Raw genomic sequence first — 26,327 nt, 5'->3', positions numbered from 1 at the left:
GCCGCTGAGCAAACATACTGGACGTGGTCCACCACAACCCTCGAAATTACCGGGCTTTTGCTCATTTCCCTGCGGTTAAAACTCTGCGGCCTGCAAGCGGCAGAGAGAGGGGTTTCACACTGAGGAAATAATGCGTTATGAAAGGTACTAAAATCAGCCTCGCCTGGCAGATTCTGATTGCTCTGGTTCTGGGTGTCGTCGTTGGCTCGGTATTGCATAACATGCCGGACGATCGTGCATGGTTAACCACCAATGTGCTGACGCCAGCCGGTGATATTTTTATTCATCTGATCAAGATGATTGTCGTACCGATTGTTGTCACCTCGTTGGTGGTCGGCATTGCGGGCGTGGGTGATGCGAAGAAGCTGGGTCGCATCGGGGTGAAGACCATTCTCTATTTTGAAGTGATCACCACCGTTGCCATCATCGTGGGCATTACGCTGGCGAACGTGTTCCAGCCTGGCAGCGGCATTGATATGTCGAAGCTGGTCACGGTAGATATCTCAAAATATGAAGCCACCACTCAGGCGGTGCAGAACGGTCCGCACAGTCTGGTCACGACGATTCTGTCACTGATCCCGCAGAACATCTTCGCCTCGCTGGTGCAGGGTGACATGCTGCCGATCATCTTCTTCTCTGTGTTGTTTGGTCTTGGCCTCTCTTCGCTGCCTGCTGAACAGCGTGACCCGCTGGTCAACATGTTCCGTGGCATCTCTGAGACCATGTTCAAAGTGACCCATATGATCATGCGCTATGCGCCGGTTGGGGTCTTTGCGCTGATTGCCGTTACCATCGCGAACTTCGGTTTTGCCTCACTGTGGCCGCTGGCGAAGCTGGTGCTGCTGGTGTACGCCGCCATTCTGTTCTTTGCCTTCGTGGTGTTAGGTGCGGTGGCTCGTCTCTGCAAGCTGCGTATCACAACCCTGATGCGCATCCTGAAAGATGAACTGATTCTGGCGTATTCCACCTCAAGTTCTGAGACTGTGCTGCCACGTATCATGCAGAAAATGGAAGCGTACGGTGCGCCGAAATCGATCTGTAGCTTTGTGGTACCGACCGGTTACTCATTCAACCTTGATGGCTCAACGCTGTATCAGAGCATCGCAGCCATCTTTATTGCCCAACTGTATGGCATTCACCTGTCCCTCGGCCATGAGATTATTCTGGTGCTGACGCTGATGGTGACGTCGAAAGGCATCGCCGGTGTTCCTGGCGTCTCCTTCGTCGTGCTGTTAGCCACCCTGGGCAGCGTGGGTATCCCGCTGGAAGGCCTGGCGTTTATTGCCGGTGTTGACCGCATCATGGATATGGCTCGTACCGCACTGAACGTCATCGGTAATGCACTGGCTGTACTGGTCATCGCACGCTGGGAAAACCAGTTCGATGAAAAACAGGCTCGCGAATACGAGTTGCAGCTAAAAACGCAGACCGCTTAAGCGGCAATCTGTGATGAAAGAAGCCGGGGGAAACCCCGGTTTTTTTATGGCTGAATCCTGTTTATAGTGGCGCAAACCCTTCGACAGGAGCTGCTATGTCGCTCGACCTCAGCCGTATGATCACTGAAGGCCGTAATCCGGCCAGCCAACAGATTGATGAACTCAGCACCGAAGCCATGCTGCGTGTGATTAATGATGAAGATAAAAAAGTCGCGCTGGCGGTAGAGGCTATTTTGCCGCACATCGCTCAGGCGGTGGAGGCTATTACACGGGCATTCCAGCAGGGTGGCCGTCTGATTTACTGTGGCGCAGGCACTTCCGGTCGTTTAGGCATTTTGGACGCCAGTGAATGCCCACCCACTTTCGGCACGCCGCGCGAGCAGGTGGTGGGCCTGATTGCAGGCGGGCATACCGCGATTTTACAAGCGGTGGAAAATGCCGAAGATAACCGCGAGCAGGGCGCACAGGACCTGCGTGATATCGCGTTTAGCGGGCGTGATGTGCTGGTGGGCATTGCTGCCAGTGGCCGGACGCCCTATGTGCTGGGTGCGCTGGAATGGGCAAAAGCGCAGGGCGCAACCACTGCGGCGCTGAGCTGCAACCCAAACAGCCCAATGGCGCAGTTAGCGGATATCGCCCTGACGCCCGTTGTCGGGCCGGAAGTGGTCACCGGTTCTTCCCGTATGAAAGCCGGAACGGCGCAGAAACTGGTGCTGAATATGCTCACCACCGGGTCGATGATTCGCAGCGGTAAAGTGTACGGTAACTTAATGGTTGATGTAGAAGCCACTAACCAGAAACTGGTGCAGCGGCAGCAAGATATCGTCATGCAAGCCACCGATTGTGACAGCAAAACGGCCGCCACGGCGCTGGCAGCCTGTGGGGGCCACTGTAAAACAGCCATTGTGATGGTGCTGGCGGACTTAGATGCGCAGCAGGCAGCCGAATTGCTCGGGCAGCATAAAGGCTTTATCCGCCTGGCATTGCAGGCCGCTAACGCCTGAAAGCGGCGCTAATCGCTGGAATAACGCGCTAATAAAGCGCGTTTTTTTGCTTTAATGCAGTAAAAAACGCACCCGCTCTAAAGTCAGGTCCTTGTCGTGCCGAAAATGTAAAAAAACATTATCAATTCTGCACTCCCTCGCGGCTTCCAAGGACCCTTACATGCGAAATAATCAGCCCGTTACTCAGCGTGAGTTTGTCTTCGACGATCACGCTACGCTTATGTCCACCACCGATCTCAATAGCCACATCACCTACGCCAACGATGCGTTCACCGAAGTCAGCGGTTTTACCGCCGAAGAGATCAACGGACAACCGCATAACCTGGTGCGCCACCCTGACATGCCGCAGGAAGCGTTTGCCGATATGTGGGCAACCCTGAAAAAGGGCGAGCCGTGGACGGCGCTGGTGAAAAACCGCCGCAAAAATGGCGATCACTACTGGGTGCGTGCCAATGCCATTCCGGTGGTGCGTCACGGTCAGGTGCGCGGCTATATGTCAGTGCGTACTAAGCCGAGCGCAGAGGAGATCCGCGCGACGGAAGCGTTGTATAGCGATTTTCGTCAAGGCAAAGCGAAAGGTCGCCATTTCCATAAGGGGCTGATTGTTCGCCGTGGTGTGCGCGGAGTGGCCTCACTGCTGAAAACCATGCCGCTGCGTTGGCGTGTACGCTCGGCCATGCTGGCGCTGTGGCCCCTTTCACTGGCGGGCCTGTTTGCGTTAGGGGCCAGCAACGCCATGTTGTTGAGCTCAGCAGGATTGATGGCGTTGTTGTTGTTGATCACCAACATCTGTCTGGAGCAGCAGATCGTTCGCCCCCTCGAACAGATGTACCGGCAGGCGCTGAACGTGGCTACCGGGGCCAGCCATAAAGTTGAAACCCTGGATCGGGCGGATGAGATTGGCATGACTTCCCGCGCCATCAGCCAACTCGGTCTGATGTTCCGCTGGCTGGTAGATGATGTCAGCGGCCAGGCGATTAACGTGTTAAGTGCCAGTGATGCCATTGCTGACAGCAATAATGAGCTGAGCCGTCGTACCGAACAGGCTGCCGCGAACGTACAGGAAACAGCGGCGACCATGAACGAAATGACCGCCACGGTGAAGAGCAACACTGAAACAGCGCAGGCGGTAAATACCCTTTCACACAACACCAGTGACGTGGCCTTAAAAGGCGGCGAGGTGATGCAGGAGATGGTCGGCATGATGGCCGAAATTGCCGACAGTTCGAAGCGTATTGCCAGCATTACCAGCGTGATTGATGGCATTGCTTTCCAGACCAACATTCTGGCCCTTAACGCCGCGGTCGAAGCGGCGCGTGCCGGTGAGCAGGGCAAAGGGTTCGCTGTGGTAGCCGGAGAAGTCCGCAACCTGGCACAGCGTAGTGCGAAAGCGGCCAGCGAGATTAAAACGCTGGTGGATACCAGCGCCGGGCGCGTGCAGTCGGGTAGCGATCATGCTGATGCCGCTGGCAGAACGATGCAGGAGATCGTGGCGCAGATCCAAAACGTCAGCACGTTGATCGGACAGATCAGCGCAGCGACTGCCGAGCAGTCCGTGGCGCTGAGCCAGGTCAGCATTGCAGTGGAAGATCTGGATGAGATCACCCACCGTAATGCGGCGCGTGTCCAGGAGAGTGCTGAGGCATCAACGCGTATGGCTAATCAGGCCAACCGTCTGGTTGAAGCGATCAGCGTCTTCCGCTAACGCCTGGTTCAGGTCGCAACTCCGTGTTGTGGCCTGTTCTCAGGTGCCTGCGTTCGCCACTTCTCGCGGTGAACGCAAGGCACCGGGCGAGTGCCCCACGGTGCGCTTAAACGCCCGGCTAAAGGCGGCCAGTGAGCCATAGCCGAGATCAAACGCCACTTTCTCTACCGCATGGCCTTTATTTAAGCGTTCGGTCGCCAGACGCATACGCAGCTCCGTCAGATAACGTAGCGGCGTCATGCCGGTGGCCTGCTGGAAACGCCCGGCAAAGACCGATCGTGAACAGCCTGCTTCTTTCGCCAGCCGTTCCACCGTCCATTTCTCTACAGGGAAGCGATGCATTGCGGCCATGGCCATGCTCAGACGTGGGTCGCGCAGCGCCTGTACCAGCCCACTTCCGGCCCCACACCCATTCTCTACCCAGCCACGCACAATCAGGGCGGCAACCACATCAGCCAGGCGCGACAAAATACCCGCCGAACCCGCGTGACGCGTACAGGCCTCACGCTCCATCGCATTGAGCATGGGCTGAATTTCCGGGTAGCGTGACAGCAGCGTACTGACCAGCATGATATCTGGCATGGTGTTGATCAGCGGCTGCATCCCGCCCAGCTCAAAGGCCATGCAGCCACTGAACAGGATGACGCTGTGGTCGTCACTTTCAATCACCGGATCGGCAATGGCGCAGACCGTATCGCAGATCGGCTTGCTTTTATAGGTGGATAAGGTGGTGCAGCTGACTTCAGTGGAAGAGAGTAGCGCATGAGGACGGCCATGTGGCACCAGCAGCGCATCTCCGGCATGTAACTGATAGACCTCACCGGTAGCGCTGCGCACCATGAGTGAGCCACGTCCGATAAAGTGAAACTGTGCACGGCCAGGGGCATGTTCAAACTGCAAGCCAAACGGCGCGCACAGGGCAATCCGCTGGTACTCAACGCCAAACAGGCGCATGCCCATCAGCAGCTCGCTGGTTAAATCTTCGTAGTGGCTCATCGCATTCCAGGACGAATTATCAATAAACACGGTGTAAGTATCATAGATCGTCTTGCCTTCCCGCTCTATCCTCCTCTTATTATTTTTTGTGGGGTTTTCTATGAGTGTAAATAGCGAAATGGCTGGCGAATCTGCCACCCCGGTTCGCGCCGCATGGGGCGCAGTGGTGGCGATGGCGTTCGGCGTATTTGTGTTAGTCAGCGCGGAATTTTTGCCGGTCAGCCTGCTGACGCCAATGGCGGCGTCGCTGCATGTGACTGAAGGGCTAGCCGGGCAGACCATTACTGCAACGGCGCTGGTAGCGCTGCTTGCCAGCCTGGCAACCGCTCAGGTCACGCGCGGCCGCGACCGCCGTGGCGTCATGCTGATTTTCTTCGTCCTGCTGATCGCTTCTTGCCTACTGGTGACTTTTGCGGTCAATTTGCCGATGATTCTGGCCGCTCGTGTGCTGTTGGGTATGGCCATTGGAGGCTTCTGGACACTCTCCACCGCAATGGCGATGCGTCTGGTTGCGCCCTGGCAGGTGCCACGTGCGCTGTCGATTGTCTTTAGTGGTGTTTCACTGGCGACGGTGTTTGCCGCGCCATTGGGCAGCTATCTCGGGGGATTACTGGGCTGGCGTGACACTTTCCTGTTAGCGGCCATGTTGAGCGGAGTATCCCTGGTGTGGCTGTTCTTCAGCCTGCCATCACTGCCTGCGGAAGAGAAATCTGCCGAAGGGGGAGCGATGAACTTGCTGCGTCGGCCGGTAATGCGCTGGGGGCTGCTGGCGGTGATGCTGCTGTTCACAGGACATTTTGCCTTCTTTACCTATCTGCGTCCGTACCTGGAAACCGGCGTTGGCTTCAACCTTAATCAGCTCTCTCTGGTGCTGCTGGGCTTTGGTATCGCTAACTTCTTTGGCACTTCGCTGGCGGGCTGGTTGCTGGCACGTAGCGTCTGGCGCACGCTGGCAGGCATGTCACTGCTCATGAGTTTGATGGCGCTGGTGTTGGTCAACAGCGAAGGTACGCCATGGCTGGCTGCACTGGGCGTGGCGCTGTGGGGCCTGGCGTTTGGCGCAATGCCGGTGGGTTGGTCAACCTGGCTGGCAAAAGTCGCTGATGATGATGCCGAAGCGGGCGGTGGCCTGATGGTCGCGACCATTCAGTTCGGCATTACGCTTGGCGCAGCGGCCGGTGGTTTGATTGTCGATGGGCATGGCACCAGCGGCGTGATTGCCAGCAGCGGCGTGGTGATTCTACTGAGCACACTGTTGGTGGTGACTCAGGTTCGACGTCACGCATGACCGAATGGGCTGGCAAAATCGCTGCCAGCCCCAGATTGATTAAGCACGGGGACTTTTTCAGCGCAAAACTTTAACCCCCTGTGGCATCTCTTGTCCAGACGTGCTGTTTTTTGTTCATTTAATTTGAATGAGAATGGCAAATCTTCCCGCTTTTTCCTTTCCTGTCTTTCTCATATCATTTCCCACATCGAAGCACAGCGCTTCAAACAAACGAAAAACTCTGAGGAAATGACCATGAAATCTATCAAAACTTTTGCTGCAGTTATCGCTTTTGCTGTCATGCCAATTGCCAGCTTCGCGCAATCTGTGACTGCATGTGACACCACACTGGATGGTGCTGAAGCACAAATCGCGGCTAAAGCACACAAACTGGGTGAGCAGTACACCATCACCGAAGCGTACAACAACAACGGCGTACACATGACTGCCGAGCTGCATAAATAAGCCTGCTGAATACCCTCTGTTGCTGACAGGACGCCTTATGGCGTCCTGGCGGCGTTGCTCTTCTCCGCATCCCACTCCCGCATCCGTAAGATAAAATCACTGTTCCTTTACACTTTAAATAATTATTATTCTCAAAAAGGATCGCCTGCTTGCCGCTATGGCCCGTGTTCTGGATGTCTGCGCGATCGTTCATTTGCTGCCGCTGAGCAGTGTTTGCTATGGAGAAGTCATGAAAGCTTTAAAAACTACACAACAGTGGGCCCTGCGTCCTCTGCTGCTGGCTACTGCCCTGTTTTCTGCCTCGGCAGCATTTGCTGCACCTGCCGCTGATGTCACTCAGCAAGTAGGTCAGGGCGCGTATGAGCTGGCTTTTAGCAACACCAACAATGCACTCTACGTTGCCACCTCAAACGGTCGTGGCGAAGGCGGCGGCGTGGTTTACCGCCTGGGCGCGCAGGATCTGGCCGTGCAGGGCAAAATCCCTACCGAGCTGAAAACCTTTGGCGCAGCCATCAATAACCAGACCAACGTGCTGTATGTCGGTAACACCCTTAACAGCGCTGTGACCTCTGTGGATGTGGCCAGCGGTAAAGAGCTGAAGAACCTGGTGCTGGATGCCACCAAGCGCGAAGGCGATGTACGTCCTCTGGCGGTACGTGAGCTGGCGGTGGATGAGAAAACCAACCGTGTTTACATCACCGGCCTGGGCAAAGAGAGCGTGGTATGGGTTGTTGACGGGAAAGACCTGAAACTGATCAGCACCATCCCGAACACCGGCAAAATGGGTACCGGTATTGCGCTGGACTCTGCGGCTCAGAAAGCCTACGTCACCAACGCTGATGGCGAGTTAGTCACCATTGATACCCGCACCAATGCGATTGAAAAGCGTGTGAAACTGGATGAAGGCAAAGATCACTTCTTCCTGAACATCGCGCTGGATACCAAAGGTCAGCGTGCCTTCATCACCGATTCTAAACAGGCTCAGGTGCTGGTGGTTGATCTGAAAACTCAGAAAGTGATTGAGCGCATCGCCGTACCAGAATCACTGGCTGTGCTGTTCAATGCACAACGTGATGAACTGTATGTGACGCACCGCATGGCGTCTGAAGTGAGCATCATCGATGCCAGCAACTATAAAGTTAAGCGCACGGTGAAAACCGAAGGTCTGCCAAACAGCCTGGCGATTTCTGCCGACGGTAAAGCCCTGTTCGTCAGCGTCAAGCAGCCTGGACCGCCACGTAAACCAGCGGGTGCGAAAGAGGGCGAAAAAGCCCCTGCCGCGAAGCCAGAAGCAGGAGCTGAAAAACGTCCAGCTCCACAGCCTGGCAAACCTGACAGCGTACTGCGCATCGCGCTGTAATCCGTTGTGCAACCAGTCAGCGCCCGCTGGCTGGTTCTTCTTCCTCTCAAATCTGCATAATACTGACCTGCTTCTCAGGATACCGTCCTCGATTCAGCTACCCTTAAGCTGCCTGCAAACCAGCCTATGAGGAATCGGATGAGCCAGTTTTTTTATAACGCCAGAGCCAGTGTGGTTGATGAAGCCATTGCCGGATTACTCCACAGCACGCCGTGGCATAACCTCGGGCGTCTCGATGCCGGGGACGCGATTCGTGTGGTGGCGCGCAATGACTGGGATAAAAGCCGGGTTGCCCTGATCTCCGGCGGCGGTTCAGGCCATGAGCCAGCCCATGCGGGTTTTGTCGGCCGTGGGATGCTCACAGCCGCCGTGTGCGGCGATATTTTTGCTTCCCCCAGCGTCGATGCGGTCTTAACCGCCATTATTAATGTTACCGGTGAGGCAGGCTGCCTGCTGATCGTGAAAAATTACACCGGCGACCGCTTGAACTTTGGCCTCGCGGCGGAAAAAGCCAAAAACCTTGGTTATAAGGTTGAGATGGTGCTGGTGCAGGATGATATTGCACTGCCTGAGAACCCGCAGCCGCGTAGGATTGCGGGGACGGTGCTGGTGCATAAAATTGCCGGACATGCCGCAGAACTGGGACAAAGCCTCGCGCAGGTCAAGCAGATGGCGCAGCGCGCCGCAGATGCCAGCGCCACCATCGGCCTCGCTTTCTCTACCTGTCATTTACCGGGAGAGCCGCGTGATGAGCGGGTAAAAGCCGGGCACAGCGAACTGGGGATGGGGATTCACGGCGAACCTGGGGTTTCAACGCTGGCAACGCAAAACAGTCGTGAAGTGATCGCTGCGATGACCCACACCCTGGCGGCAAAGCGTCCTCTCAACGGCCAACAGTTGCTGATGCTCAACAATCTCGGTGGCGTTTCGCAGCTGGAACTGGCGCAGTTAACCCATGAAATCCTGCAAACCCCGCTCGCGCAGCATGTCACGCACCTGCTTGGCCCTGCCACGCTGGTGGGGGCACTGGATATGAAAGGCATTTCCCTGACGCTGTTGCAGCTTGAAGAGGCGTTTCTGGCCGCGCTGGAAGCCCCTGTTGAAGTGGTCGGTTGGATCAAACCGGTGGCACTTCAACCTGTTGCAGCACTGCCAGCGCAAAAAGTCACCAGCCAACTCCAGATAACCCCCTCTGAGCATGACGCAACCCGGCAGGGAGTGGGCCGTATTACTGCCCAACTGATTGCGCTGGAGCAGGAGCTGAATGCGCTGGATGCCAAAGTAGGCGATGGTGATACCGGTTCAACCTTTGCGGCGGCGGCGCGTCGTATTGAGCAACTGGCGCAACAAAACCAGCTGCCGCTGGCGGACCACGCGCAGTTGCTGGCGCTGGTAGGCGAAGAGCTGGCAACGGTGATGGGCGGTTCCAGCGGCGTACTGATGTCGATTCTGTTCACCGCCGCCGGGCAGGCATTGCAGCAGGGAGAACCGCTAGCGCAGGCGTTACAGCATGGTTTAGAGCAGATGAAACACTATGGCGGGGCGCAGCCGGGCCACCGTACGCTAGTGGATGCACTGCAACCCGCGTTGGCAGCCTTAGTGGCTGGAGAGCCGCTGGCGCAGGCCGCTGCCGCCGCGCAGCGTGGTGCAGAAGCGACCGCTACCATGCAAAGTGCCAAAGCGGGGCGTTCCGCCTATCTGAGTCAGCACAGTCTGGATGGAGTGAAAGATCCGGGGGCGTATGCGGTAGAGAAGGTTTTTGCCGCGCTGAGCAAAGGGTAAAACACACAGCGGTGCCAGGAGGCACCGCTGTTAAACCGCTACTCAGAGGCTTCACGCATCATCTCTTCATGGGGGATGTCGGCCAGGATCTGCTCAAAACTGCGCAGACGCTTGTAGATCGACATCAGCTCAATCAGCGTTGACCACGACGAGATCAGGTACTGGAATGAGCCACGCACCTGGTCAAACACGTTGGTGATTTGGTTGAGCAGACCCAGCGTAATGGTCCCGGCTACAATGGACGGGAACAGCACAAACAGACCGAACACGTTATCGATTTGCAGATAGAGAATGCGCACGATATTGAAGTAAAGATAGTGGAAATAGAGGCGAAAATAGTTAAAACGCACACGACTGAACAGTTCGTTCAATGTAGGGGGTGCCGCGCGTTGTGGATCGTCCTCACCGTACACCAGCTCTTTACGATAGGCGGCCTCAACGCGCTGGTTACGGAACTCCAGCCCTGGCAGTTTAATCCCGACCATCGCCAGTAATCCGGTACCAAATACCGACCACAGCAGCGCAATAATCACCAACGCGTACGGGATATTGCCCAACAGGGGAATATCTTTTACGTGTACCGAAAGCGCCATCAACACTGGCAGGAAGGCAATCAGCGTCATGATCGCCTGAATAAAGCTGATCCCCCAGTCTTCCAGCGTGCTGGCAAAGCGCATGGTGTCTTCCTGCACACGCTGTGCCGCACCTTCCACCAGACGCAAACGCTGCCAGTTATGCGCATAGTAATTGTTCATGGCAGTACGCCAGCGGAACACCCAGTGGCTGATGAAGAAAGCATTCATGACGCCAATCACAACGGAGATCAGCGCAATGCCGAGAAACGCATAGACGCCGCGATAAAAATCACCAATTGGTACTGAACCTGCTTTGCTCAGCGCCTGTTGGATCAGATCGTAAAACGGGCCATACCAGGCGTTAACGGCCACGCTGACCTGCACACCAAACCAGGTGACGAAGATCATCAAGGCGGTGCCCCATACAGACCAACGCTGCCAGGGATGGCGGTCAATCACCCACCACGCACAGGCAAAGATCCCGGCAACCAGCCAGTAGTAGGCGTAGAACCACAATTGACCCGGCGCAATAAAGCGCATTGCAGTCGCGGGTAACGGCTGTTTCATGGCTGCGGCGAGAGATGGCCAGTGCTGTGGTAGCGCTTCGGCAAAGCCAAACCAGGCAAAAATAGCCAGTAAACTCCAGATAGCGGCAGAGCTGAAAAACAGCGCTGGCCGCGGGAAAAACGACTTAAACATAGGCACTCCGCTGTGTTGAATACTCCTTTATATCGCACCAGGGCCGGTCTTGTCTTATGACGGTTGTTTCTGTGCATGACAGCGAGGCGCAGAGTGTTATTTACGTAGCGGGGAAGTGTGGCTTGTTAATGAATTTGTGCGGATGTTTATAAATGCGCTAATAAATCCTTACATATGGTGATACAATCCTCGCGATGTTACCGGTAACAACCGGACTGTAACCCTCAACAACTCATAAAAACTATTACAACCAGCCGTTTAACTTTCATGTCGCTTTCACGCGGCAATGAGGCAATGTCATGTCAGATCAGAAAACAGGTCAGTCACGCAGGGACTTTCTGCTGAGGACCATCACGCTTGCACCGGCGATGGCCGTCGGTGGTTCTGCGGTGGGGTCGTTAGGGTTTATTCCGCTGGCGCAAGCCGAAGCTACAGAGACTGGGCCGCAACAAGCGCGCGACTACCAGCCAAACTGGTTCACCAAAGAAGAGTTCGCCTTTATCACTGCTGCCGTTGCCCGGTTGATTCCCGCAGATGAGCGCGGGCCGGGCGCACTGGAAGCCGGTGTACCAGAATTTATCGATCGCCAGATGAATACGCCGTTTGCTACCGGTGCGAACTGGTATATGCAGGGGCCGTTTAACCCGGATATGCCTAAAGAGCTGGGCTATCAACTCCCGCTGACGCCTCAGCAGGTTTATCGCCTCGGGCTGGCAGAAGCTGACAGCTACAGTAAAAAGCAGCACGGCAAAGTGTTTGCGGAACTCAGCACCGAGCAGCAGGAAGCGATGCTGCATGCGCTGGAAAGTGGCAGCATTGTGTTTGAACAACTCCCGTCGAAGACGTTTTTTGCTTTCTTGTTGCAGAACACCCGCGAAGGTTTCTTTAGCGATCCCATCCACGGCGGCAATCAGGGCATGGTGGGCTGGAAGCTGATCGGCTTCCCTGGCGCACGCGCTGATTATATGGACTGGGTAGAGCGCGGAGAGCGTTATCCGTTCCCGTCAGTTTCAATTCGTGGGGAGCGGGCATAAGCATGGCAAATGAACTGAACAAAGTAGATGCAGTGATCGTTGGCTTCGGCTGGGCGGGCGCGATCATGGCAAAAGAGCTGACCGAAGCGGGTCTGAATGTGGTGGCGTTGGAGCGTGGTCCTCAGCGTGATACTTACCCAGACGGCGCTTATCCACAGTCTATTGATGAACTGACCTATAACATCCGTAAAAAGCTGTTCCAGGATCTGTCAAAAAGCACCGTCACCATCCGTCACGATGCGTCCCAGACCGCCGTGCCTTACCGCCAACTGGCGGCATTCTTACCGGGCACCGGAACGGGTGGCGCGGGGCTGCACTGGTCAGGTGTCCATTTCCGTGTCGATCCTATCGAACTGCGTATGCGTAGCCACTATGAAGAGCGCTACGGCAAAAACTTCATTCCTGAAGGCATGACGATTCAGGACTACGGCGTGACCTACGACGAGCTGGAACCGTTTTTCGATAAGGCCGAAAAGGTGTTTGGTACCTCAGGCAGCGCCTGGAGTATTAAAGGCCAGGTAGTGGGTAAAGAGCGCGGTGGCAACCCGTTTGCACCGGATCGCTCGGATAACTTCCCACTGCCCGCACAGAAGCGCACTTACTCGGCGCAGCTCTTTGCTGAGGCGGCAAAATCTGTCGGCTACCACCCTTACGATCTGCCTTCTGCCAACACGTCGGGCCCATATACCAATACCTATGGCGCGCAGATGGGGCCGTGCAACTTCTGCGGTTACTGTAGTGGCTATGCTTGCTACATGTATTCGAAAGCCTCTCCGAACGTCAACATCCTGCCTGCGCTGCGTCAGGAACCGAAGTTCGAACTGCGTAACAACTCCTATGTGCTGCGGGTCAATCTGACCGAAGATAAAAAACGCGCCACTGGCGTGACCTATCTTGATGCGCAGGGACGTGAGCAGGTACAGCCTGCTGACCTGGTGATTTTGTCAGCCTTCCAGTTCCACAACGTCCACTTGATGCTGCTGTCCGGAATCGGTAAGCCTTACAACCCTATCACCAACGAAGGGACGGTAGGACGTAACTTTGCCTATCAAAACATCTCAACGCTGAAGGCGCTGTTTGATAAAAACACCACCACTAACCCGTTTATCGGCGCGGGTGGCGCGGGTGTGGGTATCGACGATTTCAACGCAGATAACTTTGACCACGGCCCGCTTGGGTTTGTCGGCGGTTCACCGTTCTGGGTTAACCAGGCGGGTACCAAGCCGATCTCTGGCCTGCCGACGCCTCCGGGTACGCCGAACTGGGGTAGCCAGTGGAAAAACGCCGTGGCGGAAACGTACACCCATCACATTTCTATGGATGCGCACGGCGCTCACCAGTCTTACCGCGCTAACTATCTCGATCTCGATCCGAACTACAAAGATGCCTACGGCCAGCCACTGCTGCGCATGACCTTTGACTGGCAGGATAACGACATCAAGATGGCGCAGTTCATGGTGAGCAAAATGCACACCATCGCCGAGGCGATGAATCCAAAACTGATCATGGGCGCAGCGAAAGCACCTGGGAGCCATTTCGACACCACCGTCTACCAGACGACGCACATGAACGGCGGCGCGATTATGGGAGAAGACCCGAAAACCAGCGCCATCAACCGTTATCTGCAAAGCTGGGATGTGCCGAACGTCTTCGTACCAGGGGCTTCAGCCTTCCCGCAGGGACTGGGCTATAACCCCACTGGCATGGTGGCCGCGTTGACCTACTGGTCGGCTAAAGCGATCCGTGAACAGTATCTGAAAAACCCCGGCCCGTTGGTGCAAGCGTAAGGAACATGACCATGAAAAAGATTTTTCTGGCCCTGCTACTGGGCTCGTTGTCGTGCGCTGCGCTCGCGGATCAAGGCAACACTGACCTGGTAAAACAGGGTGAATATCTGGCACGTGCCGGGGACTGTATCGCCTGCCACACCAGCAAAGGTGGTCAGCCCTTTGCCGGTGGCTTACCGATGGAAACGCCGATCGGCACGATCTATTCCACCAATATCACGCCGGATAAAACCAGCGGTATCGGCGACTACAGCTACGATGACTTTGAGAAAGCCGTGCGCCACGGCGTGACCAAAGAGGGCACGACGCTCTACCCAGCGATGCCTTATCCATCATATGCGGTGATCAGCGATGCCGATATGCACGCGCTCTACGCCTACTTTATGCAGGGTGTCGCGCCGGTGAATCAGGCGAATAAAGAGAGCGAGATCCCGTGGCCGCTGTCGATGCGCTGGCCGTTGGCCGTGTGGCGTGGCATGTTCGCGCCTTCAGTCGCGCCGATTCAGCCACAGCAGCAGGACCCGGTCCTGACGCGCGGTCAGTATCTGGTTGAAGGCCTGGGCCACTGTGGTGCCTGCCATACGCCACGCAGTTTCACCATGCAGGAGAAGGCGCTGAACAATGCCGAAGGCAGCAACTTCCTGTCTGGCAGCAACGCGCCGGTGGATGGCTGGACCGCAAGTAACCTGCGCGGTGATAGCCGTGACGGTTTAGGCCGCTGGAGCGAAGAGGACTTGCGTCAGTTCCTGCGTTATGGCCGTAACGATCATACTGCGGTGTTTGGCGGTATGAGCGATGTGGTGGAACACAGCCTGCAACACCTCAACGACGCGGATATCACGGCAATTGCCCGTTACCTCAAGTCACTGGGGGCGAAAGATGTGAATCAGGTGGCCTTCAGCCCGAATAGCAGCGAAGCCCAGGCTTTATGGCACGGTGATGATAGCAAACCGGGTGCGGCTGCCTATGTGGATAGCTGTGCCGCCTGTCATAAAACCGATGGCACCGGCTACAAGCGCTTCTTCCCGGCATTGCAGGGGAATCCGGTGGTGTTAGCGGATGATCCGACTTCGCTGATCCATATCGTATTAGTGGGCGGACAGTTGCCGGGCGTCAGCGGCGCACCTTCAACCATTACGATGCCTGCTTTTGGCTGGCGGATGGACGACCAGCAAGTGGCTGACGTCGTGAATTTCATCCGCAGCAGTTGGGGTAACAGCGCGCCGCAGCAGGTGAGCGCCAGCCAGGTAGCAAAACTGCGTAAAACGGTGAAGGATCAGCAAGGTAGCGCGGATATTAAAGTGCTGGAAGGGCAGAAGTAACGGCCCCTCACCCCGGCCCTCTCCCATAATGGGAGAGGGAGCAAAGTCTGCACTCTCTATTCCCTCTCCCATTATGGGAGAGGGTTAGGGTGAGGGGAAAAGCTCGAAAAATCAGATGTTTTCCAAATCAATCCCGCGGGTTTTCGGCCCGAAAATGCCCACCGACAGCATCACCACCAGCATACTCAGCACGATAAACAGAATCACACCCTGGCTGCCTGCATACTCCAGAATCAAACCAATCAGAATGCTGCTAAACACCGTCGACAGGCGGCTGAACGAGTAACAGAAACCCACTGCGCGTGCGCGGATGTGCGTAGGGAAAATCTCCGTCTGATAGGCGTGATAGCTAAAGGTCAGCCAGGCGTTTGAGTAGGTGATCAGGAAGCCGCAGATGATCAGCAACACCGGGTTGGTTTGCAGCGCAAACAGGGTGCCAAACACCACGGTCATCAGCGAAGAGCCGACAATTTGCCATTTATTCTCGAACTTGTCGGCATAACGGCTGCAAATCAGTGAACCAATCGGATAGGCGAGGGTGATAAAAAACGCATACAGCAAGCTGTGCGTGACCGTGGTGCCTTTGCCAGACAACAGCGCAGGCAGCCAGTTGCCAAAACCAAAGAACCCGATGGCCTGGAAGAAGTTCATCACCACCAGCATCAGGGTACGCTTACGCCATTCTGGTGCCCAAATCTCGCGAAAACGCCCGCGCTGTGGCAACTGAGCGGCGGCATCATCCTGTGGGAAATCTGCTTTTGGCGTCAGACCGCAGCGGATCTCCATCTGGCTCATCACCTGATGCGCTTCCTGATGGCGACCCTGCTGTGCCAGCCAGCGCGCGGACTCAGGTAAGTTTTTACGGATAAACCAAATCACCAGCGAGCACAGCGCCCCGGCAATCACCACCCAGCGCCAGCCTTCCAGGCTCAGGATAGTCTGCGGCACCAGCCACCACGACATCAACGCCACTGCCGGAACAGACAAAAACTGGATGAAGAAGGAGAAAGCAAATGCCTTGCTGCGCATCCGGGTCGGTACCCATTCGGTCAGATAGGTATCGATCGTCACCAGCTCGACGCCAAGTCCAATCCCGACCAGAAAGCGGAAGAAAATCACCGATTCAGCACTCTGCTGGAAAGCCATCAGCAGGGAGAAGCAGCCGTACCACAACAGGGCACACATAAAGGTCAGGCGACGACCAAAGCGATCGGCATAGGGTGCGAGCAGGCTGGCACCGACGAACAGACCGAGGAACGTTGCGGACGCAAAAGCAGCCTGATCCGCAATGCCAAATGCCCCAGCGCTGCCGGTGTGGAAAATGCCTGCTGCCAGCAGACCTGAACTGATATAGCCGGTCTCAAACAGATCATACAGTTCGAAGAAGCCGCCTAACGCCAGCAGTGAAATAAAGCGCCATAACCCGGCTGAAGACGGCAGGGCGTCAATACGGCCTGCCAGACTATTGGCGGGTGTGGTGATGGGTGGAACAGAAGCGATCCCTGGGGTGCTGGCTGTTGTCATTGTTGTAATAACCTCGGTGTGACGATGTTTGCAAAACCCACTAACGGCAAGGATGTTGTTAAAAGAGTTAAACCATTAGCAGGCGAAGAAGAGGCAGAATAATCAATTCGCCGCAGGTTGCCGAGAGGTAGCGTGCTGAGTTTTTGGCAACGTGCGTTGCAGAATTTGTAAGAGCAATTAAACACCAAGAGGAAACTGAGATGCGTTTTTGATGATGGGCAACGGGTGCTTGTATGCCCATCATCAGACTGATCTATTCAACGGGGCCAAGACTTGCCACAGATACTGAAACCCTATGAACACTGAATTGAGAAACGCAAATAGCATGTGCATTATCTGGATTAAACAAAGCCAGATTTATGCCATCGCTGACAGAGCTTCTGTAAACAACACCATCAAAACCAGACTTCTTTATGAACTCACAGAGATACTGACTGGGAATATAATCAATTGCGGCGCTTCTCGGTAACACGGGACGAGTGAGTTCTTCTCCCAGTCGTTCCAGGAAGGGAATATCAGCCCGTACTCTACCAATATCATCTTCAGTGGGAAGTAAGAATGGCGAAATAGATTTTCGAGGAGAGCGAAGATCTACTAATTTAATCTTTTCTTTAATTAAGAATTCCGCAACTGTTGCAGTTTCGCCCGTATGAGGTCGTATCTCTGAAATAGCCGCTTCAGAGGAGGAACCAAGGTAAAGATAGGGAATGCCTGTGGGATTAGCTCGGCCATGACTCGCAAGCATATTTGGCGGCGCTCCCATTTCACTTAAAGCGTAGCCTTCCCGAGTTTGATTAATTCTTGCACGGTGCCAGGTGGGTTGTAGATTAGATATTACTAAGTAGCCGAGTAGTTTTTTTAGGCGAGCCTGGTCAATATTTCCCTCAAGGAAATATCGGTTCTTATGTAATAACTCATCACGCAGTGTATCCCATTCAGCTAGCGCATGGCTTTCATATTTTTTGGAAGGAGAGAAACTTTTCCTGACAATTTCTCCATTATCAAGAATATCGGACAGAAGTTCTTTAACGTGTGCATTATCCATTTTACTGTGCTGGAATAACATCCAGTCTTGTTTAAGGCACTCAACCAGGCTTTGACCGGTATGATCGATTTCATAAATATTTATCAAGAATTCAAAATAACCTGAAAGAGAAGCTGGTTGTATCAGAGGGACTGACATGGAGCCGCAATATGAACAATTCCCGTACCCCTCAAGAGATTCGGAAAGGATATGGTTTTCTAACCCACTATCAGAAAAGCATTGTGGACAACACATTCGTTTCATTTTCAGTCCCTGAAATAATTCGCAAGCGTTTCTATGTGATGCTGCATGGAGAGTTTTTTCACCATAGCGAGCCCAGGAAAGTGTCCTACAGAGTGTAAATGGCGAAATATTTGTATCGCTGAACTCTCATAGAATTGAGAATGCTGACTATTGATCTCGGCAATGAGTTTATCTAATGCCTGACCAAATTTTCCTGCTGGATCGGTAGGTGTATCATTTGTTGTAGAAACAAAATGATACACCAACATTTCATCATCTTTGTTGGAGTCAATCATCGTAAGATGAATGGCAACTGCATAGGCTGGACCACCACCCTCTGAATACTCATCGCCCACAATAAGAAAGTCACCAAAACTATCCATACCCTCATCTTGGTATGTAACATGCAATTCAGAAAAATTCTCAACGGCAGGATATTCAGAGTTTTTCCTTTTTTTGAAACCATCACGAACCAGTGTTCTTTCTGTTTGGTTGAAATGTTTTCTGTACAAGCGAGTACAATATTGATCTATGAAGATATTATGTTTTACTTTTTTATCGGAAGAACTTACTAAAAATTTAGGGTCTGTAAACCCATAATGTATTAGCACTGGGTTGTGTTGTTCATAGACTTGTAATAAATCTGAGATGGTATTTGGTGATGTATTAGCGCTGGCTATAATCCCTGCTGAAATGTTATCAAACTCATAAAGATTTTCAGTCATTAACTGAGATATATAGGCCTGATTTTCAGCATGGTCACCATAAATAGGATTGACTATGACGATTGCTTTGCCGCCATTTTTAGAAATTTCTGCTAACGTTCTTTCTAAACCATTAAAATTTTCTTTAACAGGCTCAATAATTGGAATAAATCCAGCGTTAGCCATAACGGCGGCGCTTTCTCGAATTGCTATTAATTCAAATGTTTTGCCTCTGAAATATGGAAAATACATTAATTATCAACCCCATGTCAGTGCCTCTTCGATTGGTTTGTTCAGTGTATCGATAAGGCGTTCCCGATCAACATTACGTAACTGCATCATTAAAACCAGCGCTTGCAAGGCGTCAGGTATTGCCTTTATGCACGGATTTAATGGTGCAAGGTTACGCGTCTTTTTTAATACGCTTACCATATGATAATTTACATCTATCGCGTTAAGGGAGGAGAAAATATCCTTTAACGCCCGATTAATTAGCGTGTTTGGTAAGGAGGGTATATCTATACCCATTCTCCTCAATATTTCAGAAGACTCACTCACTCTCAGTGATTCAAACATCGTGGTTGAACAGAGGGCATCGTTAAAAAAAGATGCATCCCTGACAATCGTAGTTTTATTTCTACGATCAAGTTTTAATACCCCAACCTGATCAGGTGCTTTCAACATAACATTGTTAATATGTGATTCACCTGCAATCACAAATACTTTCGCGAATGCTTTCTGATAATCGCCGATTTGTTTCGCCAAGCGAGACAAAGAGTCAATTTCTGATTTTATTTCATAAACAGACGCGGTTTCATTAATTATTACCATGTCTGCCTTACTTAAACCAATTCTGAACTCTGGTAGATAAGTTGAGTTCTTTAAAGGATTTCTGCCAGACAGTGATTTCCTTATTAAGGCAGATCGATAGATGTAATCGCCACGAGAATTTGATTTTCGTAAAATGTTGAAGGCATGATTAAAGGCATCGCCAATCGTATTGTTTTCATTCTTATGGTTGCCAATAATATCATTCTCATGGAGTAGATGGGCAAGAGAGGCTGACTTCCCCTTACGCGCTATCTCTGAAATCAGTGATGCTGAGAACATCTTTGACAGAGATTTATCCTGTGTGGGAGATATGCTACCCATGCTCACAACATCCTTCTACTTATACGAATATTTATTAATTTCTTCCTGAATGATAAATCATAACCCTTAATAAGTCATTATAAAGTCACAATGATTTTTTTTATAGCGAGTAAGTCTGTTTAATTTGTTGATTTTACAGTTTTTATTGCTAGCTTGCGAGATGGAGGTTACTTTGGGAAGGTGGGGTTTTCAAGAGGAGTGTTAATAACTATACGCGCGCTCACAGAAAAAAATGAAATTGCAAAAAGGATATGAAGTTTATGAGATGAAAGCCTTATTATTCTCTTGTTCCAGGGTTATTATATATCGACTAATCCTTTAGTCGATATGTTTAATAGGATAACTAATTAATGCAGCGTCGGATAGATGCCAGGGCCAATAGGCAGGCCGAGGAAATACCACACCACTAACAGCAAAATCCAGGCGATAAAGAACGCGATGGGGTAAGGCAAAATCAACACGTAGTAACGACCAAGCTGGGCGTTTTTCTCGTATTTTTGCAGGAAGCCGAGGAACAGCGGTAAAAACGGCGACATCGGTGCCAGCGGCAGGACGGCGGAGTCAGCGATGCGGAAAATCATCTGGGCAAAGGCGGGATGAAAGCCGAGCAGCATAAACATCGGCACGAAAACCGGTGCCAGAATCGACCAGATTGCCGAGCCGCTGGCGATAAACATGCAAAGGAAAGCCGACAGGAACATCAGCCCGAGGAAAGCCGGTGCCCCGCTAACGCCTGCACTCTCCAGCATATCCGTCATGCCAAACGCCATGAATTTGCCCATATTGGACCAGCTAAAGAAGGCGACAAACTGCGACAGTGGGAACACCATCACAATAAAGCCCGCCATGCTTTTCATCGGGTCGATCAGCAACTGAGGAATATCATCCTGACGGCGAATCTGTTTTGTTACCACGCCATAGGCAATGGCGACGACAAAAAACAGAATGATAATCAGTGGCACAATGCCCTGCACAAACGGTGATGGCACCAGCGATCCGTTCGGATTTCGCAGTGGCGCATGATCCGGGATCACCAGCAGAGCAATCAAACCACAGAAGATCAGCGCAGCAATGCCTGCGGCTTTCAGGCCACGGTTTTCCAGCGGAGTTAAGGCTGGCAGGCGATCGCCATCGCGATCTTGCCACGGTTGCAGGCGGGGTTCGATAAACTTGTCGGTTAACAGTGCGCCAACGATGGTCAACAAAATCACCGAGCTGGCCATAAAGAACCAGTTATCGATAACGTTGACATGCATCGCACCGTCGAGGGATTTCGCCGCTTCAGTACTGATGCCAGACAACAGCACATCGGTATTCACAATCAGCAGGTTAGCGGTGAAACCACTGGCAACCCCCGCAATCGCAGCCATCAAACCAGCGACCGGATGGCGGCCCACGGCGAGGAAAATCAGCGCACCCAGTGGTGGCATCACCACCAGCGCGGCATCAGAAGAGATATGGCTGAAGAAGGCGATAAACAGCACCATATAGCTGGCGTAGCGACGGCTGACACCTGAAGCCATCTTCACCATTAGTGCCTGTAATAAGCCGACTTTTTCGGCCAGGCCTGCGCCCAGAACCAGAGCCAGAATCGATCCCAGCGGCGTAAAGCTACTGAAGTTTTTGATGATATTCGGCAGCATCCACTGCAACCCGGCAATGCTCAACAGGTTCTTCACCTGAATGATCTCGCCGTTGGTCGGGTTGGTTACGGTGACGCCAAAACTGCTCAGTAGCGCAGTGGCTACCATCAGCACCACGATCAGATAGATAAAAAGCAGAAAAGGGTTGGGGACTTTATTGCCAATACGCTCAATAAAGCTAAACAGCTTCCCTGGGCTGCGGTTCTCCGTGGTGAAATCCATCGGGTATTCCTCGTGTCGTTATGTTTGCTTAGATGTAATATTTTTTATGGGTAGTACAGCCGCGCCGTTGCCGACGCGGGTAATGCTAAGAAGCCAGCGGTGACGGCTGAATACCGTCCGGGATTGGGCAGCGGTAAGGCTGCTGCTGGCGTATCCGTTCAAACTCTTCCCGACAGGCAGCCAGCGTATCGGGCTGTTCCAGCAGGGTCAGCGCGCTGGCTGCCAGCACTTTCCCCGCCAGCAACATGCCTTTGTGCCCCAGAGATGTGCGCCCCTGCGCCACCAACTGCCAGGTATGGAGTGGGGTGCCAAACGCAAAACAGGGCGTAAAGCACTGCGCAACCGGGGTGACCCAGCTAACATCGCCCACATCGGTTGAGCCAAACATCAGCTCATTACTGATAGCATACGGGGCCACTTCATCCATCAAGACTTTCTCCCCTAACGCTTCAGCCCATGCCGTGCCTGCGCTACCGCCGGTGCGTGCGGCGTTGAGGCGGGCATTGCGCAGGTCGTCTTTGGTCAGCGTGGCACGAATTTCTGCGGCAAACGCCTGCTCTTCAACGCTGTATTCCGGTAAGCCAAACTGATGCAAATATCGCTCCATCACCGCTTCCAGGGCGCGATTAGGCACATAGTTGGAACAGGCTTTATCGAAGCGTACCGTCATGGTGGTGTCGGTCATCAGGGCTGCGCCGCGTGCGATATTGATGACGCGTTGATAAATATCCTGCGCCTGATCGAGCTGCGGTGCGCGCACCAGGTAAAGCACTTCTGCATCGGCTTGCACCACATTGGGGGATGCGCCACCCGTATTGGTAATGGCGTAGTGCAGGCGTGCTTCCGGCACGATGTGCTCGCGCAGAAAATTGGCACCGGTATTCATCAGCGTTACCGCATCCAGCGCACTGCGTCCGAGATGCGGCGAGTTGGCCGCATGGGCGGCGACGCCTTTGAAATGAAAAGCAGCCTGAATATTGGCCAGCGTGCTGAGGTTAAACATGCCGCTGAAGCCTTCCGGGTGCCAGGTGACGGCGGCATCGACATCGTCAAACAGCCCCTCACGCACCATAAAGGTTTTGCCGGAACCGCCTTCTTCACCAGGGCAACCGTAAAAACGCAGCGTTCCGCCAGTGCCCTGCTGCTGCATCCATGCCTTCACCGCGCAGACGGCTGCCACGCCTGCGGTGCCTAACAGGTTGTGACCACAGCCGTGACCGTTGCCGTTTTCCACCACCGGAGCCGGTGTGGCACAGCCAGACTGCTGGCTCAGCCCGGCCAATGCGTCAAATTCACCGAGAACAGCAATCACCGGTTTACCGCTGCCGAAGCTGGCGATAAAGGCAGTATCAATGCCACCTACGGCCCGTTCGACCTGAAAGCCTTCTTGCTCCAGCGCAGTCGCCAGCAGGGCAGACGAGCGCGTCTCCTGAAAACGGGTTTCCGGCATATCCCAGATGGCATCGCTCAGCGCCGTAAACTTGGCCTGATGCTGTTGGATATACTCTTCAATAAAACCGGTCAAACTCATGCCGGCACCTTGAATTCGGCCTGATGCAGCGCCAGCGTGGCCAGGGTTTCCACCGCGACAGCCATGATTTGCTCATCGAAATCGAATTTGGCGTTGTGATGGCCTGCAGCCAGATCGCAGCCAAAAATCACATAGGAAGCCTGGCCACCACGCTGTTGAACGCGCTCCAGCATGTAGGTCGCATCTTCGGAACCGGCGGCAGCCGATTTGGTGTCCACCACCGATGAGAAGATATTGAGTTTTTCAGCCTGTTGATGGATGAACTCGACCCAGGCCTGGCTTGGTTTACAGCTACGCGCCGCGCCCATCAGCTTGATGTCATATTCCACGCCATACATCACGGCCGCGCCTTCAATCACGCGCAGTGCTTGCTGATAGACCGCATCGTTGATTTCGTTATTGGCACCACGGGTTTCGACTTTAAGCAGCGCGGTATCCGGTACCACGTTGCGCCCGGTGCCTGCCTGCAATACGCCGACATTCATGCGCGCTACGCCACCGCTGTGCTGGGTCAGGCCGTGCAGGCCAAGGGTTGCCTGTGCCGCGGCCAACAGGGCGTTGCGGCCCTCTTCGGGTTTTGCGCCTGCGTGCGCACCCACGCCGGTGAAATGGATATCAAGCTTGGTGGTTGCCAGGAAGCTGTCGCTGCCGCAGACGATTTCACCGGCCGGTACGCCAGTCCCGAGGTGGATCGCAGTGAATAAGTCGACATCATCCAGTACGCCCGCCGCCACCATGGCTTTCGCCCCGCGCACGCCCTCTTCAGCAGGCTGGAAAATGAGTTTAATGGTGCCGCTCAACTTCGCCTGGTTTGCCATTAAGACGCGGGCCAGACCAAGGCCAATGGACGTATGACCGTCATGACCGCAGGCGTGCATCATGCCGCTATTGATGGAGGTAAAACCTTCACGCACAGGCAGGTGATCGGCCGCCAGGCTCTCGTTGAGATCCAGTGCATCCATATCAACCCGGAAACCCATCACCGGGCCAGGGCGGCCAGTGTTGAGGGTGGCTACCACGCCACAAAATCCGCCGGAGAAGTGGCCAATCCACTGTGGCAATGCGCCTTGCGCCAGCGCGCGCGCTTCCTGTGCGGCCAGCACGCTGGCGTCTGGTAAGCCCATGCGGGCTTCCGCATCAATCACTTCGCGACCTAACTGAAGCTGATAACCTAACTGGTGTAACTCTTCCGCGACCAGTGTCGCCGTGCGAAATTCCAGCCAGCCAGATTCAGCAAACTGATGCAAATCGCGACGCCAGCTTTGCAGTTGTGGAACCAGGTCGGAAACCTGCTGAGAAAGGGTAGTCATGGTGTGATCCTTGATGTTGGTTTTTTGGTCTTTAACCTGAATCTACACAATGGTATTGGGGGGCATAAGATGCGAATATCTTGCCTATGATAAACAGGGGTTATCACGAGGATACCCATGCCAGCACCGCTAAAACTTCATCAACTGCGCGCCTTTGTCGATGTGGCACGCCAGGGCAGCATTCGTGCAGCCAGCCGCCTGTCTGGTCTGTCGCAACCGGCGCTCACGAAAGCGATTCAGGAGCTGGAGCTGGCGGTTGGCGCGCGGCTGTTTATTCGCGGCCAGCAGGGTGTGCGAATGACGGACATCGGTGATAACTTTTTTCGCCATGCCAGTCTGGTGTTGGAAGAACTCCGCGTGGCGCAGGAGGAGATTCAGCAGCGGTTAGGGCTGGCGGGGGGACAGGTGAATATTGGCGTGGGTGGCAGTATTGCTCGCACCGTGATGCCTCAGGTCATTACGCAGTTTCATCGTGAATACCCGCGTGTCAAAGTCCGTATTGTTGAAGGGCAACTGGTCTCCATGGTGCCAGAACTGCGTCAGGGTGAGCTGGATTTCACCATTAACACTTACGATCAAAGCCATCTTGATCAGGAGCTGAGCTACGAACAGGTGATGACGCGCGAATACCGCGTGGTAGTGCGCAAAGGCCATCCCATGGCAAAAGCGCGATCGCTACAGGAGATGCAACACTGTGACTGGACGATGCCAACGCGCAAAGGCAGTTACTACCGCCTGCTGCACGATCTGTTTGCCGAACGCGGCATGGCACCCAATATTGTGGTGACCTGTGAAACGTTCATGGCTTGTATCAGCCTGGTGGCGCAGAGCGACTTTGTCAGCATTCTGTCGGAGGATGTGATTAACGATGCGGTGTTGGGCAGCCAGTTGCAGGCGGTGGAACTGGACGAGCCGCTGCCACTGGCACAGTTTTATCTTATTCAGCGTAAGGACACGTCACTTACCCCAATGGGGGCGTATATGGCGCAGCTGTTCCGGCGCTATTGTCAGCAAAGTTAAGAGTGTGGCCTGGCTCGCGTCCGGGTGAAAAAAACCGCACTACACTCTCTAGCGGGTTATTTCCGCAGGAGTCGATCATGCAAGTCACACCTTATCTGTTTTATAACGGGCGCTGTGAAGAGGCGATTGCGTTTTATCTTGCCGCTACCGATGCCACGCTACTGTTTAAAATGACGTTTGGTGATATGCCGGAGTCTGAAGGAGGCGGTGAAGGTTGCCCTACGGGAATGACGTTCCCGCCTGAGCAGATCATGCATGCGCATTTGCGCATTGGGCAGGGTGAAATCATGCTGAGCGATGGACCTTCTGATACGCGCTATGGTGGCTTTGCAGTCAGCCTCTCTACGCCCGATGAAGCTCAGGGTAAAAAGTGGTTTGACGCACTGTCGGAAGGTGGAGCGGTAACAAAAAGCTGGGAACCCACATTCTGGGCAAATGGCTTTGGGATGTTTACCGATAAGTTCGGCGTGCCGTGGATGGTGAATGCTTATAAACCACAAGGTTAACAGCCGGTTCCTTCTC

21 protein-coding genes are annotated in these 26,327 nt (G+C 53.8%); 12 read left to right on the top strand and 9 right to left on the bottom strand.

Annotated elements, in window-relative coordinates; all coding sequences use genetic code 11:
• Nucleotides 1-137: 137 nt before the first annotated feature.
• The 3 genes from gltP to F3J40_RS14220 all read left to right on the top strand — a co-directional run bounded on the left by gltP (nucleotide 138) and on the right by F3J40_RS14220 (nucleotide 4,145).
• A complete protein-coding gene (gene gltP / locus F3J40_RS14230; protein ID WP_167015566.1) occupies nucleotides 138-1,436 on the top strand; it encodes a glutamate/aspartate:proton symporter GltP in 1,299 nt (432 codons plus the stop codon).
• A 95-nt stretch (nucleotides 1,437-1,531) separates the two neighbouring features.
• Complete coding sequence (gene murQ, locus F3J40_RS14225; RefSeq protein ID WP_167015564.1) at nucleotides 1,532-2,440, top strand: N-acetylmuramic acid 6-phosphate etherase; 909 nt, start codon at nucleotides 1,532-1,534, stop codon at nucleotides 2,438-2,440.
• 160 nt (nucleotides 2,441-2,600) lie between these two features.
• Nucleotides 2,601-4,145 (top strand): methyl-accepting chemotaxis protein, encoded by a 1,545-nt coding sequence (locus F3J40_RS14220; protein WP_167015562.1) that lies wholly within the window; start codon nucleotides 2,601-2,603, stop codon nucleotides 4,143-4,145.
• 39 nt (nucleotides 4,146-4,184) lie between these two features.
• On the opposite strand, the gene F3J40_RS14215 is transcribed toward F3J40_RS14220, so the two are convergent.
• Nucleotides 4,185-5,141, bottom strand: a complete 957-nt coding sequence (locus tag F3J40_RS14215) for an AraC family transcriptional regulator (protein WP_167015560.1) — start codon at nucleotides 5,139-5,141, stop codon at nucleotides 4,185-4,187.
• 100 nt (nucleotides 5,142-5,241) lie between these two features.
• Between F3J40_RS14215 and F3J40_RS14210 the strand changes: the two genes are divergently transcribed.
• From F3J40_RS14210 to F3J40_RS14195, 4 genes are all read left to right on the top strand, one after another.
• Nucleotides 5,242-6,429: an MFS transporter gene (locus F3J40_RS14210; protein WP_167015558.1), complete on the top strand. Its 1,188-nt coding sequence runs from the start codon at nucleotides 5,242-5,244 to the stop codon at nucleotides 6,427-6,429.
• 234 nt (nucleotides 6,430-6,663) lie between these two features.
• Nucleotides 6,664-6,873: a YdgH/BhsA/McbA family protein gene (locus F3J40_RS14205; RefSeq protein ID WP_167015556.1), complete on the top strand. Its 210-nt coding sequence runs from the start codon at nucleotides 6,664-6,666 to the stop codon at nucleotides 6,871-6,873.
• Between the two features lie 229 nt (nucleotides 6,874-7,102).
• On the top strand, nucleotides 7,103-8,233 hold the full coding sequence (gene yncE / locus F3J40_RS14200; protein WP_240155466.1) for a 7-bladed beta-propeller protein YncE: 1,131 nt from the start codon (nucleotides 7,103-7,105) through the stop codon (nucleotides 8,231-8,233).
• Nucleotides 8,234-8,371: 138 nt separating this feature from the next.
• Complete coding sequence (locus F3J40_RS14195) at nucleotides 8,372-10,015, top strand: dihydroxyacetone kinase subunit DhaK (RefSeq protein WP_167015554.1); 1,644 nt, start codon at nucleotides 8,372-8,374, stop codon at nucleotides 10,013-10,015.
• A gap of 38 nt (nucleotides 10,016-10,053) precedes the next feature.
• On the opposite strand, the gene sbmA is transcribed toward F3J40_RS14195, so the two are convergent.
• Nucleotides 10,054-11,289 (bottom strand): peptide antibiotic transporter SbmA, encoded by a 1,236-nt coding sequence (sbmA, locus tag F3J40_RS14190; protein ID WP_017347329.1) that lies wholly within the window; start codon nucleotides 11,287-11,289, stop codon nucleotides 10,054-10,056.
• Nucleotides 11,290-11,588: 299 nt separating this feature from the next.
• On the opposite strand from sbmA, the gene F3J40_RS14185 reads away from it, so the two are divergent.
• Genes F3J40_RS14185 through F3J40_RS14175 form a run of 3 tightly spaced genes read left to right on the top strand, consistent with a single transcriptional unit; the run spans nucleotide 11,589 to nucleotide 15,432 of the window.
• The gene (locus tag F3J40_RS14185) at nucleotides 11,589-12,323 is read left to right on the top strand and encodes a gluconate 2-dehydrogenase subunit 3 family protein (RefSeq protein ID WP_167015552.1); all 735 of its coding nucleotides are present in this window, start codon (nucleotides 11,589-11,591) and stop codon (nucleotides 12,321-12,323) included.
• A gap of 2 nt (nucleotides 12,324-12,325) precedes the next feature.
• Nucleotides 12,326-14,110: a GMC family oxidoreductase gene (locus F3J40_RS14180; RefSeq protein WP_167015550.1), complete on the top strand. Its 1,785-nt coding sequence runs from the start codon at nucleotides 12,326-12,328 to the stop codon at nucleotides 14,108-14,110.
• Nucleotides 14,111-14,121: 11 nt separating this feature from the next.
• The gene (locus tag F3J40_RS14175) at nucleotides 14,122-15,432 is read left to right on the top strand and encodes a c-type cytochrome (RefSeq protein WP_167015548.1); all 1,311 of its coding nucleotides are present in this window, start codon (nucleotides 14,122-14,124) and stop codon (nucleotides 15,430-15,432) included.
• A gap of 111 nt (nucleotides 15,433-15,543) precedes the next feature.
• Here F3J40_RS14175 and F3J40_RS14170 read toward each other — a convergent pair whose 3' ends face one another.
• From F3J40_RS14170 to F3J40_RS14140, 7 genes are all read right to left on the bottom strand, one after another.
• Nucleotides 15,544-16,956 (bottom strand): MFS transporter, encoded by a 1,413-nt coding sequence (locus F3J40_RS14170; RefSeq protein WP_017347333.1) that lies wholly within the window; start codon nucleotides 16,954-16,956, stop codon nucleotides 15,544-15,546.
• Nucleotides 16,957-17,209: 253 nt separating this feature from the next.
• Nucleotides 17,210-18,139, bottom strand: coding sequence for an RES family NAD+ phosphorylase (locus tag F3J40_RS14165; protein WP_369410945.1), 930 nt, complete (start codon nucleotides 18,137-18,139; stop codon nucleotides 17,210-17,212).
• 107 nt (nucleotides 18,140-18,246) lie between these two features.
• Nucleotides 18,247-19,179, bottom strand: a complete 933-nt coding sequence (locus F3J40_RS14160) for a sce7725 family protein (RefSeq protein ID WP_167015545.1) — start codon at nucleotides 19,177-19,179, stop codon at nucleotides 18,247-18,249.
• A 6-nt stretch (nucleotides 19,180-19,185) separates the two neighbouring features.
• Nucleotides 19,186-20,079, bottom strand: coding sequence for a sce7726 family protein (locus tag F3J40_RS14155; protein ID WP_167015543.1), 894 nt, complete (start codon nucleotides 20,077-20,079; stop codon nucleotides 19,186-19,188).
• Nucleotides 20,080-20,426: 347 nt separating this feature from the next.
• Entirely contained in the window at nucleotides 20,427-21,944 is a 1,518-nt protein-coding gene (abgT, locus tag F3J40_RS14150) for a p-aminobenzoyl-glutamate transporter (RefSeq protein ID WP_167015541.1), read from the bottom strand.
• 85 nt (nucleotides 21,945-22,029) lie between these two features.
• Nucleotides 22,030-23,475 carry a M20 family metallopeptidase gene (locus tag F3J40_RS14145; protein WP_167015539.1) on the bottom strand — a complete coding sequence of 482 codons (1,446 nt, stop codon included), beginning with the start codon at nucleotides 23,473-23,475 and terminating at the stop codon, nucleotides 22,030-22,032.
• Nucleotides 23,472-24,785, bottom strand: coding sequence for a M20 family metallo-hydrolase (locus F3J40_RS14140; RefSeq protein ID WP_167015537.1), 1,314 nt, complete (start codon nucleotides 24,783-24,785; stop codon nucleotides 23,472-23,474). Before F3J40_RS14140 ends, F3J40_RS14145 begins: the two co-directional genes overlap by 4 nt.
• A gap of 117 nt (nucleotides 24,786-24,902) precedes the next feature.
• Between F3J40_RS14140 and F3J40_RS14135 the strand changes: the two genes are divergently transcribed.
• Both F3J40_RS14135 and yjdN read left to right on the top strand, forming a co-directional pair.
• On the top strand, nucleotides 24,903-25,805 hold the full coding sequence (locus F3J40_RS14135) for a LysR family transcriptional regulator (protein WP_167015534.1): 903 nt from the start codon (nucleotides 24,903-24,905) through the stop codon (nucleotides 25,803-25,805).
• Between the two features lie 77 nt (nucleotides 25,806-25,882).
• Nucleotides 25,883-26,311 (top strand): VOC family metalloprotein YjdN, encoded by a 429-nt coding sequence (gene yjdN / locus F3J40_RS14130; RefSeq protein ID WP_167015532.1) that lies wholly within the window; start codon nucleotides 25,883-25,885, stop codon nucleotides 26,309-26,311.
• Nucleotides 26,312-26,327: the final 16 nt, after the last annotated feature.

It is taken from the genome of Candidatus Pantoea multigeneris (genome assembly GCF_011752615.1).
GTDB classification, from domain to species: Bacteria; Pseudomonadota; Gammaproteobacteria; order Enterobacterales; family Enterobacteriaceae; genus Pantoea; species Pantoea multigeneris.
This window is presented reverse-complemented; position numbering and strand designations above follow the sequence as displayed.

Excerpts from the sequence above, each read along its gene's own strand:
- F3J40_RS14220 (WP_167015562.1), top strand. The coding sequence starts at position 2,601 with ATGCGAAATAATCAGCCCGTTACTCAGCGTGAGTTTGTCTTCGACGAT.
- F3J40_RS14140 (WP_167015537.1), bottom strand. The coding sequence starts at position 24,785 with ATGACTACCCTTTCTCAGCAGGTTTCCGACCTGGTTCCACAACTGCAA.
- murQ (WP_167015564.1), top strand. The coding sequence starts at position 1,532 with ATGTCGCTCGACCTCAGCCGTATGATCACTGAAGGCCGTAATCCGGCC.
- F3J40_RS14145 (WP_167015539.1), bottom strand. The coding sequence starts at position 23,475 with ATGAGTTTGACCGGTTTTATTGAAGAGTATATCCAACAGCATCAGGCC.
- yncE (WP_240155466.1), top strand. The coding sequence starts at position 7,103 with ATGAAAGCTTTAAAAACTACACAACAGTGGGCCCTGCGTCCTCTGCTG.
- F3J40_RS14215 (WP_167015560.1), bottom strand. The coding sequence starts at position 5,141 with ATGAGCCACTACGAAGATTTAACCAGCGAGCTGCTGATGGGCATGCGC.
- F3J40_RS14175 (WP_167015548.1), top strand. The coding sequence starts at position 14,122 with ATGAAAAAGATTTTTCTGGCCCTGCTACTGGGCTCGTTGTCGTGCGCT.
- abgT (WP_167015541.1), bottom strand. The coding sequence starts at position 21,944 with ATGGATTTCACCACGGAGAACCGCAGCCCAGGGAAGCTGTTTAGCTTT.
- gltP (WP_167015566.1), top strand. The coding sequence starts at position 138 with ATGAAAGGTACTAAAATCAGCCTCGCCTGGCAGATTCTGATTGCTCTG.
- F3J40_RS14135 (WP_167015534.1), top strand. The coding sequence starts at position 24,903 with ATGCCAGCACCGCTAAAACTTCATCAACTGCGCGCCTTTGTCGATGTG.
- yjdN (WP_167015532.1), top strand. The coding sequence starts at position 25,883 with ATGCAAGTCACACCTTATCTGTTTTATAACGGGCGCTGTGAAGAGGCG.
- F3J40_RS14160 (WP_167015545.1), bottom strand. The coding sequence starts at position 19,179 with ATGTATTTTCCATATTTCAGAGGCAAAACATTTGAATTAATAGCAATT.
- F3J40_RS14170 (WP_017347333.1), bottom strand. The coding sequence starts at position 16,956 with ATGACAACAGCCAGCACCCCAGGGATCGCTTCTGTTCCACCCATCACC.
- F3J40_RS14195 (WP_167015554.1), top strand. The coding sequence starts at position 8,372 with ATGAGCCAGTTTTTTTATAACGCCAGAGCCAGTGTGGTTGATGAAGCC.
- F3J40_RS14155 (WP_167015543.1), bottom strand. The coding sequence starts at position 20,079 with ATGGGTAGCATATCTCCCACACAGGATAAATCTCTGTCAAAGATGTTC.
- F3J40_RS14185 (WP_167015552.1), top strand. The coding sequence starts at position 11,589 with ATGTCAGATCAGAAAACAGGTCAGTCACGCAGGGACTTTCTGCTGAGG.
- sbmA (WP_017347329.1), bottom strand. The coding sequence starts at position 11,289 with ATGTTTAAGTCGTTTTTCCCGCGGCCAGCGCTGTTTTTCAGCTCTGCC.
- F3J40_RS14205 (WP_167015556.1), top strand. The coding sequence starts at position 6,664 with ATGAAATCTATCAAAACTTTTGCTGCAGTTATCGCTTTTGCTGTCATG.
- F3J40_RS14180 (WP_167015550.1), top strand. The coding sequence starts at position 12,326 with ATGGCAAATGAACTGAACAAAGTAGATGCAGTGATCGTTGGCTTCGGC.
- F3J40_RS14165 (WP_369410945.1), bottom strand. The coding sequence starts at position 18,139 with ATGTCAGTCCCTCTGATACAACCAGCTTCTCTTTCAGGTTATTTTGAA.
- F3J40_RS14210 (WP_167015558.1), top strand. The coding sequence starts at position 5,242 with ATGAGTGTAAATAGCGAAATGGCTGGCGAATCTGCCACCCCGGTTCGC.